Source organism: uncultured Draconibacterium sp. (assembly GCF_913063105.1).
Lineage (GTDB): Bacteria > Bacteroidota > Bacteroidia > Bacteroidales > Prolixibacteraceae > Draconibacterium.
On the sequence record NZ_CAJXYQ010000003.1, the window covers coordinates 43,187 to 56,780 of the forward strand.

General features: G+C 42.4%; 11 protein-coding genes. 10 read left to right on the forward strand and 1 reads right to left on the reverse strand.

Annotation, left to right across the window (positions count from 1 at the left end; all coding sequences use genetic code 11):
• Window positions 1-2 precede the first annotated feature (2 nt).
• The gene (ahcY, locus tag QZ574_RS03470; protein ID WP_297086810.1) at window positions 3-1,421 is read left to right on the forward strand and encodes an adenosylhomocysteinase; all 1,419 of its coding nucleotides are present in this window, start codon (window positions 3-5) and stop codon (window positions 1,419-1,421) included.
• Window positions 1,422-1,471: 50 nt separating this feature from the next.
• On the opposite strand, the gene QZ574_RS03475 is transcribed toward ahcY, so the two are convergent.
• A complete protein-coding gene (locus QZ574_RS03475; protein ID WP_297086812.1) occupies window positions 1,472-1,915 on the reverse strand; it encodes a hypothetical protein in 444 nt (147 codons plus the stop codon).
• Window positions 1,916-2,026: 111 nt separating this feature from the next.
• On the opposite strand from QZ574_RS03475, the gene QZ574_RS03480 reads away from it, so the two are divergent.
• From QZ574_RS03480 to QZ574_RS03520, 9 genes are all read left to right on the forward strand, one after another.
• On the forward strand, window positions 2,027-2,416 hold the full coding sequence (locus tag QZ574_RS03480) for a hypothetical protein (RefSeq protein ID WP_297086814.1): 390 nt from the start codon (window positions 2,027-2,029) through the stop codon (window positions 2,414-2,416).
• A gap of 162 nt (window positions 2,417-2,578) precedes the next feature.
• Window positions 2,579-3,052 (forward strand): transcription elongation factor GreA, encoded by a 474-nt coding sequence (greA, locus tag QZ574_RS03485; protein WP_297086816.1) that lies wholly within the window; start codon window positions 2,579-2,581, stop codon window positions 3,050-3,052.
• Window positions 3,053-3,057: 5 nt separating this feature from the next.
• The gene (locus QZ574_RS03490; protein WP_297086818.1) at window positions 3,058-3,453 is read left to right on the forward strand and encodes an HIT family protein; all 396 of its coding nucleotides are present in this window, start codon (window positions 3,058-3,060) and stop codon (window positions 3,451-3,453) included.
• A gap of 116 nt (window positions 3,454-3,569) precedes the next feature.
• Entirely contained in the window at window positions 3,570-7,217 is a 3,648-nt protein-coding gene (gene dnaE / locus QZ574_RS03495; protein ID WP_297086820.1) for a DNA polymerase III subunit alpha, read from the forward strand.
• Window positions 7,218-7,259: 42 nt separating this feature from the next.
• Complete coding sequence (gene trxA / locus QZ574_RS03500) at window positions 7,260-7,577, forward strand: thioredoxin (RefSeq protein WP_297086823.1); 318 nt, start codon at window positions 7,260-7,262, stop codon at window positions 7,575-7,577.
• Window positions 7,578-7,686: 109 nt separating this feature from the next.
• Complete coding sequence (locus QZ574_RS03505; protein ID WP_297086825.1) at window positions 7,687-8,616, forward strand: DUF58 domain-containing protein; 930 nt, start codon at window positions 7,687-7,689, stop codon at window positions 8,614-8,616.
• 65 nt (window positions 8,617-8,681) lie between these two features.
• Window positions 8,682-10,220, forward strand: coding sequence for a YifB family Mg chelatase-like AAA ATPase (locus tag QZ574_RS03510; RefSeq protein WP_297086827.1), 1,539 nt, complete (start codon window positions 8,682-8,684; stop codon window positions 10,218-10,220).
• Window positions 10,221-10,416: 196 nt separating this feature from the next.
• On the forward strand, window positions 10,417-12,048 hold the full coding sequence (locus tag QZ574_RS03515) for a glycoside hydrolase family 9 protein (RefSeq protein ID WP_297086829.1): 1,632 nt from the start codon (window positions 10,417-10,419) through the stop codon (window positions 12,046-12,048).
• Window positions 12,049-12,127: 79 nt separating this feature from the next.
• Entirely contained in the window at window positions 12,128-13,594 is a 1,467-nt protein-coding gene (locus QZ574_RS03520) for an aldo/keto reductase (protein ID WP_297086831.1), read from the forward strand.

A 13,594-nucleotide genomic window follows, 5' to 3' on the forward strand; every position in this document is an offset into this window, starting at 1 on the left:
AAATGACAGTGATAGTTCAGAAAACAATGGATTACAAAATAGCAGATATTTCGTTAGCAGATTTTGGGCGAAAGGAAATTGATATTGCAGAGAAGGAAATGCCCGGTTTAATGGCCATCAGAGAAAAATTTGGGCCACGCAAACCCCTTGATGGCGTAAGAATAATGGGTAGTTTGCATATGACGGTACAAACTGCAGTGCTAATTGAAACGCTTGTAGCGCTTGGTGCCAATGTGCGTTGGGCCAGTTGTAATATTTTTTCAACACAAGACCATGCTGCAGCCGCCATTGCAGAAGCTGGTATTCCGGTATTTGCCTGGAAAGGCGAAACGCTTGAAGAATACTGGTGGTGCACCCGTGAAGCTATGAGTTTCCCCGAAGGAAAAGGACCGCAATTAATTGTTGATGATGGCGGCGATGCTACGTTGCTTATTCACAAAGGTTTTGCTGCCGAAAAAGATGCAAGTGTGTTGGATGTAGAGCCCTCGAGTGAAGAAGAAGGAGTAATTCTTGATTTGCTAAAAAAGACATTAAAAGAAGACAATCAAAAATGGCATCGGGCAGTTGCCGACTGGAAAGGTGTTTCGGAAGAAACAACAACCGGGGTACATCGCTTGTACCAGATGTTTGAAAAAGGAGAATTGCTGGTGCCTGCTATAAATGTTAACGACTCGGTAACCAAATCGAAGTTTGATAATTTATATGGTTGTCGCGAATCGCTTGCCGATGGAATAAAACGTGCTACTGATGTTATGATTGCGGGTAAAGTAGTGGTTGTTGCCGGTTATGGCGATGTTGGAAAAGGTTGTGCCCACTCGATGAGGAGTTATGGCGCACGCGTAATTGTGACAGAAATTGATCCGATTTGTGCGCTTCAGGCCGCCATGGAAGGTTTTGAGGTGAAAACCATGGAAGATGCGCTGGATGAAGGAAATATATATGTTACCACCACCGGAAACTGTGATGTAATTACAGCCGAACACATGGCCAACATGAAAGACCAGGCTATTGTGTGCAATATTGGCCACTTTGATAACGAGATACAAGTTGCACAGCTTGAAAAATGGCCCGAAATACAAAAACTGAATATAAAACCACAAGTAGATAAATATACCTACCAGGATGGTAAAAGTATTTTCTTGTTGGCCGAAGGGCGCCTGGTGAATTTGGGATGTGCTACCGGCCATCCGTCGTTTGTAATGAGCAACTCATTTACCAATCAATCGTTGGCACAAATTGATTTGTGGGAAAATAACTACGAGGTTGGTGTTTATACCTTGTCGAAAAAACTGGATGAAGAGGTTGCACGTTTGCACCTACAACAAATTGGTGTGAAATTAACGGAACTCACCGAGAAACAAGCCGCTTATTTGGGCGTGTCGAAAGAAGGGCCATTTAAAGCTGACCATTACAGATATTAATCAAAATAAGATATGTTGTAAGAATGGGTTTCACAAAGTGGAGCCCATTTTTAATTGTACACCCTGAGCATATTTCCGCTAAGCGAAGTTTTGTATTGCCTGAGCGGTGCTGCCGCCGGCCCTTTTGTTGGTGTTCCGCCAATAAAAATAAATTCCGATTCGCAGCAGGAACATTTCCCAACCACCCCTTCATTCGCAACTTTACACGATGGATTAATTTCGTTGGTGCATGCAGCATCAAAAGCATAATAAGAGCCTTCTATTTCACAATAAACAATTATGCCGCCGAAGCCAAAATTCTGAAAAAACACGGAGTTGCCCGGAACTGTAAGATCATTCCAAATCCCGAGATCAATATTAAGACTTACCGGAACGTCCGGTATTTCCGAATCAATTTCATCGCATGATGAATACATTAAAAAAAACAAGGAAAGAAAAAATAATTGTTTTATACCCCTGCTCCAAAATCTATGTAATTTTCCATTTGTATCCATCCTGTTTATTATTCGTTACTGTTCTTTGATGTAAAAATTTTTATTTCCGTGCGCGTTTCTTACTTTTATATTCTGAACAGCCAAAAGTACAATTTATTGCGATAGAAAATTATGGATGATGTATTAGTAATTATATTGACATTGGTAATTGCTGTATTTGGAGCACTAAACCAGAAGCGCAAAAAGAAAGCAGCCGGCGCCAACAATGCCGTGCCTCCGAAAAAAGAATCGCAGAATTTTTGGGATATGCTAATGGACCAGGAAGAAGAATTGATTACAGAAAGGCAAGAGCCGTTTGAAGAAGAACTGGTTCAGCCGGAACCAAAAACTATTGAACGGCCCGTATATGATTTTAAGGCAGACCGCGAAGGAGCGAAATCGATAAGAAAGCCAATGAAATCAGTACGAGAGAATAAAAAAAGGAAATTGGTTATGGGGGAAGAATTTTCACTAAAGAAAGCGGTAATCTATAGCGAGATTATTAATCGAAAATATGTCTAACTGCGTAAAAATCACCTGTTTTCGATATTTTTTTAGTTAGATTAGTTTTAAATCCAAGAAAATATTTAAATTTGCATCAGGAAGAGTTCCGATCCATTCGGGGTTCTTTCTATTTTTTTATAGCCTTGTCAAGGCATAATAGTAATTAAAGGAGGATACAAAATGTCCGAAGTAACATATTTAACAAAAGACGGTTTAGAAAAGCTAAAGAAAGAATTGGAACACTTAATGACTGTTGAGCGTCCGAAGATTTCGAAGCAAATTGGAGAAGCTATTGAAAAAGGCGATATCTCTGAAAATGCCGAATACGATGCGGCCAAAGATGCCCAGGGAATGCTGGAGGCTAAAATTGCACAGCTAAAAGGGAAAGTTGCCAATGCCCGTATTCTTGACGAGTCGAAAATTGACACCTCGCAGGTGCAGATTTTGAATAAGGTGACGATAAAGAACAAAAAGAATAATGCTACCATGCAATATACTTTGGTTCCTGAAAGTGAAGCAAACCTTAAAGAAGGAAAAATATCGGTTCAAACACCTATTGCCAAAGGGTTAATGGGGAAAAAAGTTGGCGATGTAGTTGAAATAAAAGTTCCGTCGGGAATAATACCTTTTGAGATTGTAGAAATTTCAATTTAGGAAAAATGGCAAGCATATTTACCAAAATAATTAACGGAGAAATTCCTGCCTACAAAGTAGCAGAAGACGAGAATTATTTTGCATTTCTCGACATATTTCCGGTAGGCAAAGGACATACTTTGGTTGTTCCTAAAAAAGAGGTGGATTACCTTTTCGACCTGGATGACGAGACTTATGCCGGTTTGCAAATGTTTGCCAAAAAAGTGGCAAAGGGTTTAAAAAAAGCAATTCCTTGCCAAAAGGTGGGTGTTTTGGTTTTAGGCCTCGAGGTACCACATGCTCACATTCATTTGGTGCCCATGCAAAATGAAGCCGACATTCTGAATTTTTCGGATAAAAAGAAATTCACACCCGAAGAATTTGAGACAATAAAAAATCTGATTGCAGAAAATATTGATTGACAGTCCTGATAAAACATCAGGATTTTTTTTTGCCTTAATTTCATCAATTTTTATTAACACCCCTCTATTCCAGTTGCCATTATTGGTATCTTTAAAAACTTTTTATCACAGTTTTTATGGTACCTTTTACGCATTTACACGTACACTCGCAGTACTCAATTTTAGATGGGGCGGCCAGCATTAGCGACCTGGTTAGCAAAGCAAAAGAAGATGAAATGCCGGCTTTGGCTTTAACCGATCATGGAACTATGTTCGGCATTAAAGAGTTTCATGCAGCCTGTTCAAAAGCTGAAATTAAACCAATTTTAGGCTGCGAAACTTATGTGGCTGCACGGTCAATCAGCAGTAAAAGTGATAAGGTCGATCGCTCGGGACATCACCTGATACTACTCGCAAAGAATCGAACCGGGTACCGTAATCTGATTAAGCTGATATCGGTAGCCAACACCTCCGGGTTTTACTACAAACCGCGAATTGACAAGGAGTTGCTCGAGAAACACCATGAGGGATTAATCGCATCGTCGGCTTGTTTGGGGGGAGAGATTCCGCAACTACTGATGGCCAACCACATGAAAGATGCTGAAGAAGCTATTTTGTGGTATAAAAATTTATTTGGCGATGATTATTACCTGGAGTTAATGCGGCATCCGGCACAATCGCAGCGCGAACGCGAAGAAGTGTACGACTGGCAGGTAAAAGTAAATAAGCTGCTGGTTCCGTTAGCTAAAAAGATGGGTGTTAAATTAATTGCCACCAACGATATTCACTTTACAAACGAGGCAGACGCCGAAGCACACGACCTGCTGATTTGTTTAAATACGGGAAAGGATTTTGATGATCCGAACCGTATGCGCTACACCAAGCAAGAGTGGTTTAAAACCCAGTCCGAAATGAATCAGCTGTTTAGCGACCTGCCGGAGGCATTGGCCAACACCAACGAAATTGCAGAAAAAGTTGAAACTTTCGAATTAAACTCGGCACCTATTATGCCGGTGTTCCCAATACCCGAAGAAATAGGGACTGAGGAAAGTTTTAAAGAAAAATATTCGGAAGCTGACTTACGCGAGGAATTTGGCGATTCGGCATTTGAACGTCTTGGAGGTTATGAAAAAGTAATCCGTGTAAAACTCGAATCGGCATTTTTAGAACACCTTACCTTCGAAGGGGCAAAGGAAAGGTATGGCGATCCGCTTGAAAAAAGTGTGGAGGACCGGCTGATTTTCGAGCTGAATACCATTAAAACGATGGGCTATCCGGGATACTTCCTGATTACGCAGGATTTTATCAACTGGGCCAAAGATAATGGCGTAATCGTTGGGCCCGGACGTGGCTCGGCCGCCGGTGCCGCTGTTTCGTATTGCGCAGGTATCACCAATATCGACCCCATTAAATACGACTTGCTTTTCGAGCGTTTCCTGAATCCCGACCGGATATCGCTTCCCGATGTTGATATTGATTTTGATGACGATGGAAGACAATTGGTGCTGGAATACGTGACCAACAAATACGGACAGGATAAAGTAGCACACATCTGTACCTTCGGAACCATGGCCACCAAATCCTCCATAAGAGATGTGGCGCGGGTATTAAAACTGCCATTGCCCGAGGCCGACAGGTTGGCAAAACTGGTGCCCGATGCGCCAAAAATGAGCTTTAAAAAAGCCTTTAAAGAAAGCAACGAACTGGCGCAGGAAAAGAATTCGCCGGTAGAGCTGGTGGTTGATACGCTTAACTATGCCGAAAAGCTGGAAGGTTCGGTGCGGAATACCGGTGTACACGCCTGCGGAATTCTAATTAGTCGCGATACGCTAACCGACCATATTCCGTTGATGCCCACCAAAGACGAAGAGCATTTGCTGACAACTCAGTACGATGGCCGCTTTGTAGAAGATATCGGGTTGCTGAAAATGGATTTCCTGGGATTAAAAACATTGTCAATCATTAAAGAATGTCTCGAGAATATCCGCCTGTCAAAAGGGATTGAAATTGCCATAAACGATATTCCGCTGGATGATACCAAAACTTTTGAGCTCTTTAGCCACGGAGAAACTACTGCCATTTTCCAGTTTGAATCGGACGGAATGAAAAAGCACCTGCGCGATTTGAAACCAAACCGTTTTGAAGACCTGGTGGCAATGAACGCACTGTATCGTCCGGGACCAATGGAATACATTCCCGATTATATTGCCCGTAAACATGGCAAACAAAAAGTAGATTACGATGTGCCCATGATGGAAAAGTACCTTAGTGATACCTATGGTATTACCGTTTTCCAGGAACAGGTGATGTTACTCTCGCGCTTGTTAGCCGGGTTTACACGCGGCGACTCGGATACCCTGCGAAAGGCAATGGGTAAAAAGATTATGGCTGTAATGAATAAACTAAAAGTAAAGTTTGTTGACGGCTGTAAGGCAAACCGGCAATTTGTTGACGAATGCAAAAACAAAGGCAAAACAACCGACGAGGTAATTGAAAAAATCTGGAAAGACTGGGAAGCATTTGCCTCGTACGCTTTTAATAAATCGCACTCGGTATGTTATGCATACATTGCTTACCAAACTGGCTATTTAAAAGCACATTACCCCGCAGAGTTTATGGCTGCCAACCTTAGCCGAAACCTGAACAATATTACCGATATTACCAAGCTGATGACCGAGTGCAAGCGCATGAAACTTAATGTGTTGGGCCCTGATGTAAATGAAAGTTTTATCAAGTTTACTGCCAATAAAATTGGTGATATCCGTTTTGGAATGGGGGCAATTAAAGGCGTGGGAGCCGGTGCTGTTCAAAATATTATTGATGTGCGAAAGGAGCAAGGTGAATTTAAAACCATTTACGACCTGGTGGAGAACGTAAGCCTGCAAACCGTAAACAAAAAGAACCTTGAGGCCCTGGCAATGGCCGGTGCTTTTGATAACCTGCAGGGATTAACCCGTAGCTGCTTTTTTGCCGGAGAACATGAAAATGATGATACCAACTTTATCGAGAAATTAATTAAATACGGTAATCGTATACAACTAGAGGCACAAAGTGCTCAGCAAAGCTTGTTTGGGGGCATGGGCGCAGCGCAGGATATACAAAAACCTCCGGTGCCCAAGGTGGATGAATGGGCCAAGCTAATCCTGCTCGAAAAAGAAAAGAACCTGATTGGTATTTACCTTACCGCCCATCCACTTGATGATTATAAATTGGAGATTACCAATTTTTGCTCCAAAGATGTAGCCCTAAAAGACCTGAACAACGACATCTCGAAGTACAAGGAGAAAGATTTTACTTTTGGCGGAATGGTAACTGCTGCGCGCGAAGGACAATCGAAAAACGGAAATATGTATGCTGTGATGACCCTGTCTGACTACACCGACTCAAAAGAACTTTTCTTTTTTGGTAACGACTATGTAAACTTTAGTAAGTATTGCAAAGTGGGAATTTTTATCATGGTTAAAGGCTCGGTAAAACAACGGTTCAATAGCGATTTTTACGAATTTAAAGTGAATAAAATTGAACTGCTCGACGATGTTCGCGAGAATTACATAAAAAGTATAACCATAAATATTCCACTTAAAGCTCTGAATGAGAGCCTGGTAAAACAAATTGATAATTTGTCAAAAGAGTACAAAGGCAAGGCCTTGTTAAAGTTTAATGTTTTCGATCCGGAAAACAATATGCACATTGAAATGTTTTCAAGAACAACACGGGTAAATCCTTTGGATAGTTTTCTGAACTTTTTTGACCAACAGGCCGAAATGAGTTACAGAATTAATTAGATTTGTGAATCAAACGACATACAACAATAAAAAGATTTTAATATGGCTTTAGAAATTACAGATGCCAATTTTGAAGAATTGGTAATGAATTCAGACAAACCGGTAATGATCGACTTTTGGGCAGTATGGTGTGGCCCTTGTAGAATGATTGCACCGATTGTTGAAGAAATGGCTGCCGAATATGAAGGCAAAGCAGTGATTGGCAAAGTTGATGTTGACAACAACGGAGAGGTTGCAGCAAAGTATGGAATCAGAAATATTCCAACAGTATTGTTTGTTAAAAACGGTGAAGTTGTAGACAAACAGGTTGGCGCAGCTCCAAAACAAGCCTTTATCGACAAGCTGGAAGCGCTGCTGTAATAGTTCTGTAAATTAAAACTGTCATTTCTGGTAGTTGTAAGAAGAATGTAGCGATTAAAAATGCTGCATTTGCTGGCTACGGGGATGACAGTTTTTATTTTTTTGATTTGTGAAGAATATATTCGACATAGAACAATTTCATCGTTTTGATAACCTCGGACTGGTGGCCCGGCAGGTAGTTGAAGGATTTATTACCGGTTTGCACCGCAGTCCGTTTCATGGTTTCTCGGTTGAATTTGCCGAACACCGTCTCTACAATCAGGGCGAATCAACCAAGCATGTGGATTGGAAGCTGTTCGCACGCACCGACAAGCTTTTCGTTAAACAATACGAAGAGGAAACCAACCTGCGGTGTCAATTGGTAGTCGATACCTCCTCATCCATGTTATTCCCCTATTCAAAAGGGAAAAAGCATTTGCAAAACAAATTGGCCTTTTCGGTTTACACCGCAGCTGCACTCATTTATTTAATGCGTAAACAGCGCGATGCCGTTGGACTTACCCTTTTTTCAGACGAAATCGAGTTCCACTCCTCGCCCCGCATATCGTCGGTAAACGCCGAGGTGATGTACGGAAAACTGTCGGAGCTTATTCAGCCCGAAAATGCCAGTTTGCGAAAAACCACCAATACCACACAGGTACTGCACCAAATTGCAGAAAACATTCACAAACGTTCGCTGGTTATTATTTTTAGCGACATGCTCGACAGCTCGAAAAACGAGGAGTTGTTTTCGGCACTGCAACACCTGCGTTACAACAAACACGAGGTTATTCTTTTTCATGTAACCGATCATGAACTCGAGCGGGAGTTTGACTTTGGAAACCGGCCACATAAATTTGTGGATTTGGAAAGTGGCCAGGTTGTAAAGTTTAATCCGTGGGAAGTAAAACAGCACTATACCGCTACGGTAAACCAATATTTTGAAGATTTAAAAGTAAAGTGCGGGCAATACCAGATTGACCTTGCAGAAGCTGACATTAACAAAGATTTTAATGATGTACTCTTTTCGTACCTGGTAAAACGTAAAAAATTGTTCTGATTGCCAGTCTTTTAATTCTCCTCCCTTTTTGCTACATTTACTACTGTTAAACTAAATCCCCGTTTATGTTAGTTAAAACCTTCGGAAGTGCAGTATTTGGGATCGATGCTACAACCATTACCATTGAAGTAGATGTAACCACTGGAATTAAATTCCTGCTTGTTGGCTTGCCCGACAGTGCTGTAAAAGAAAGTCAGCAACGAATTGAATCGGCCCTGCGTTTAAATGGTTACAAATGGCCTAAAAAGAAAATCATTATCAATATGGCCCCTGCCGATATCCGGAAAGAAGGATCGGCTTATGATTTAACGCTGGCAGCAGCTGTTTTGGCGGCATCGGGTCAAATTAATTCAGAAAAACTGGCCAGGTATGTTTTAATGGGCGAACTTTCGCTTGATGGTACTTTGCAACCTATAAAGGGGGTGCTGCCCATCGCGATAAATGCACGTAAAGAAGAATTTGAAGGCCTGATTTTGCCCAAACAAAATGCACGCGAAGCCGCTGTAGTCGACCGGCTTAAAGTGTATGGTGCCGAAAATATTACGGAAGTGATTGACTTTTTGAATGATGAAAGCAAACTTGAACAAACAGTTATTGATACCAGAGCCGAGTTTTACGCTCAAATAAATAATAACCCGCTCGATTTTGCAGACGTTAAAGGACAGGAGAATGTAAAACGCGCCCTGGAGATTGCAGCTGCAGGCTCGCATAACATCATTTTGGTTGGCCCACCCGGATCGGGAAAAACCATGTTGGCCAAACGAATACCGACAGTTTTGCCACCTTTTTCGTTAAAAGAAGCGCTGGAAACCACAAAAATTCATTCGGTTGCCGGCAAAATCGATAAAGAAACTGCGCTGATGACCCGCAGGCCATTCCGTTCGCCACACCACACTATATCTGACGTAGCTTTGGTAGGTGGTGGAAATTATCCACAACCCGGAGAAATTAGCCTGGCGCAAAATGGCGTTTTATTTTTAGATGAATTGCCCGAATTTAAACGAACAGTGCTGGAAGTTATGCGCCAACCGCTTGAAGACCGCAATATTACCATTTCGCGAGCCAGATTCTCGGTGGAGTATCCGGCAAGTTTTATGCTGGTTGCGTCAATGAATCCCTGTCCGTGTGGTTATTATAATCACCCTACTAAAGAGTGCGTTTGTGCCCCCGGTGTGGTGCAAAAGTACCTCAATAAAATTTCTGGGCCGCTACTCGATCGTATCGATATTCACCTTGAAGTAGTTCCCGTTCCGTTCAAAAAACTCTCTGAAATGGAATCATCGGAAAGTAGTGAAGCCGTTCGGGAAAGGGTGTTGGCTGCCCGAAAAATTCAGGAACAACGTTTTGAAACACATAAAGGCGTTTATGCCAATGCACAAATGAGTTCAAAACTCATACGCGAATATGTAGTGCTGGATAGCGAAAGTAACGAATTGATTAAAAATGCGATGGATCGACTGGGATTATCGGCTCGTGCCTACGATCGCATACTGAAAGTGTCGCGCACGATTGCCGACCTGGAGGGCGAAGAGCAGGTGCAGGCACATCACTTGTCAGAAGCTATTCATTACCGTAGCCTGGATCGGGAGAATTGGGGTGGGTAGGCATCAACTATCGTGATGGTCGCAATCCAAATGAGACTCGCTGATTAGCCAAAAAACGCTGCTTTTACCTTCTCTGACTTGCTTGATGAAGCCCCGGCTTGATTTTTAATCGGTGCCCTAAAGTTGTAAAGAATATTGTCTTTTAAACAATAAGTAAATTTCGTATCTTCAAAGCCTAAATCAATACAACCATACCATGAAAAAAACTGTCATTTTTGTACTCTTTTTCTGGAGTAGTTTTTCCCTGGGTTTTGCACAAAGTATTCATATTAATTCGTTGGGGTTTTTAACTGATGGCCCCAAAACAGCTGCTATTCCGAAATCCTGTACTTCATTTCAACTTGTTTCAGTTTCATCCGGAGAAATTGTTTTTGAAGGTAACGCTACAGGGCCAATTTTCCAGGAAGACGTTAATCAGGAAGTATGGAGAATTGATTTTTCCGATTTTCAAGAACCGGGAGAATATATACTGAAAGTACCCGGAATTGGTCAAAGCCATGAATTTACCATTGCTACTGATGCTTTTAATTTTGCAGCCAAAACAAGTATGCGTGCCTTTTATTTATGGCGTTGCGGCATGGCTGTTGATGGTGAGTTTGGCGGAAACCACTACCACCAGGAGGCCTGCCATTTAAACGATGCTTACGAAGATTACATTGGCGATAAAGGTTCGAAGCGCGATGGTACAGGCGGTTGGCACGATGCCGGCGACCATGGAAAATATGTGGTAAATGCAGGAATAACAATGGGAGTATTGTTTTATGCCTGGGATCATTTTCATGCTGAATTGGAAAAAATGGATCTGGATATTCCGGAAACAGCACCCGGTTTCCCCGATTTCCTGCAGGAATTGAAGTGGGAAACTGACTGGGTTTTAAAAATGCAGTACCCCGATGGTTCGGGCAGGGTTTCGCATAAACTAACACGAAAAAACTTTTCAGGTTTTATAATGGCCAGCGACGATCATGCCAAGCGATATTTTACCGAATGGAGTTCGGCGGCAACAGCTGATTTTGTTGCTATTATGGCTATGGCAGCACGGCATTTTAAACCCTACGATGCGGCTTATGCCAAAAAATGTCTGGATGCCGCGTGGGTAAGTTATCGTTTTCTGCAGAAAAACACGGAGCATAAACGTTTTGACCAGGGTAAATTTTCAACCGGAGGCTACCAATCAAAAGATGCTGACGACCGACTGTGGGCAGCAGCAGAACTTTGGGAAACTACAGGTGACGAAAGCTGCCTGGCTGATTTTGAAAAAAGGGCAGCGGCAATCAACTACGAAATACTTGAAAACTGGGATTGGCAAAATGTGTCGAATCTGGGCATGTATACCTATGCCCTTTCGTTGCGCAAAGAAAAAAATGCCGAAACAGCATCATCCATAAAAAAGAATATTATCGCCAATGCCGATGCTTTAGTAGAAAAAGGTGAGACCGATGTGTATGGGCGTACACTCGGAGGCAGGTATTACTGGGGATGTAATGGAACTGTTGCCCGACAAACCGTAAATCTGCAGGTTGCCCATTTGCTTCAGCCGGATCCAAAATATAAAAACACAGCTAATGGAATTCTCGATCATATTTTCGGAAAGAATTATTACAATCGATCGTATGTAACCGGTTTGGGCATCAACCCGCCCATGCGCCCGCACGACCGCCGTTCGGGAGCCGATAAAATTGATGCTCCCTGGCCGGGATATCTTGTTGGTGGAGGACACTCGGCTACCGATTGGGTAGATGAACAGGCCTCTTACAGTAAAAACGAAATTGCGATTAACTGGCAGGCTGCCTTGGTATATGCATTGGCGGGTTTTGTTCAATACTGACTGCCAGCGTTTTTGTGTTGAATATTAGGTCGTTCTGCTAATTTCCGTTAATTTTAAAGAAATCAAAAATCAAGCACTTATGGCACCATCAAAGTATCCTGTAACCCGACGAGATTTTATAAAAGTATCAGCAACAACAACGGCTGCAGTTTCTGCTATTTCGTTTGGTGGCTGTAATACCGAAAAACTGCCCGAGCCCATGAAACGTCCGTTTGGCAAGCTCGGGTTTAATGTCACTACCCTCGGGCTGGGCGGACAGGCATCTATTCAGTGGACACCGGATGATGTTGATCCGGTTGCGATAATTTTAAAAGCTTTTTCGCTTGGCATAAATTATTTTGACACCTCAAACCTTTACCAGGAAAGCCAACTCAATTTTAATAAAGCTTTTAAAAAGCTAAACCTTATTCCGGGAGAAGAAGCTTATGATGAAAACTTGCGGAAATCTATTTGGTTAACCAGCAAAACAGCCATGCGATGGGGAAAACCCGGTTGGCCCGAACGCGATGGTGTGCGCAACTGGAGCCAGGGCGAAAATGTAAAGTGTGCCGTTGATGATGTAAAACGAACATTAACACAGGTTTTTGGCGATGGAAAAGGCAATTACCCAGAAGGAGCCTACCTGGATATGGTATTGTGCCACACCCTTCACAACACCGAAGAGGTAGATGTACTTTACCTGGGATTGGAAACGCCACTCGATCCGGATAGTAACTTTGGAGCACTGGTGGCACTGCGCGATTTGCGCGATGGAACAAACCTGACAGGGATGAATCCTAAAAACGAAAAACTAATCCGGCACATAGGTTTTTCGGGGCACGCCAATCCTCCGGCAATGATGGAGATGATTCAGCGTGACGAATTCGGAATTTTAGATGGTATGCTGGTGGCCATTAACGCCAACGATAAAACAAAAATGAATATGCAACACAATGTAATTCCGGTTGCAGCTGCCAAAGGAATGGGTATAATAGGGATGAAAGTTTTTGCCGATGCCGCTATGTATCATAAAGAGCCGCGGTGGTCGCAAACCCCCGACGATGTTTTTCGGAAAGTAGGTTCGCCTGAACTACCCAGTAAACCATTAATTGAGTATTCGTTAACAACGCCGGGTGTGCATACCCTGATTATTGGTATCGGACAGATTGATGATGACCCTGTAAAGTGCCAGTTGGTGCAAAATTTTTATGCCGCGCAGATTGAGACAGACGGGATGAGTAAGGACGAAAGAAAACGCATTGAACAACAGGCCAATAAAGTAAAGCCGGCAAGTAATTATTTTCAGGCTTTGGAGAGGAAACAACTGTCGGCTCCCCAAAATGTACGCCAACAGAATGGAAAATTGGTATGGGATACCTCAATTGCCGCCGATGAGCCGATCTCGCATTACGAAATTTTTCAGGATAAAAAACTAATTGGAAAAGTGGAGCATCACCCGCAAATTTTAAAAAGTAAACCTTTTAGTTTTGATTTAAAGACAAATGGAAAAATAAGTGTTGCTGCTGTTGATAAAGCCGGAAACAGAGCAGATTTTGAAATTGTTTAA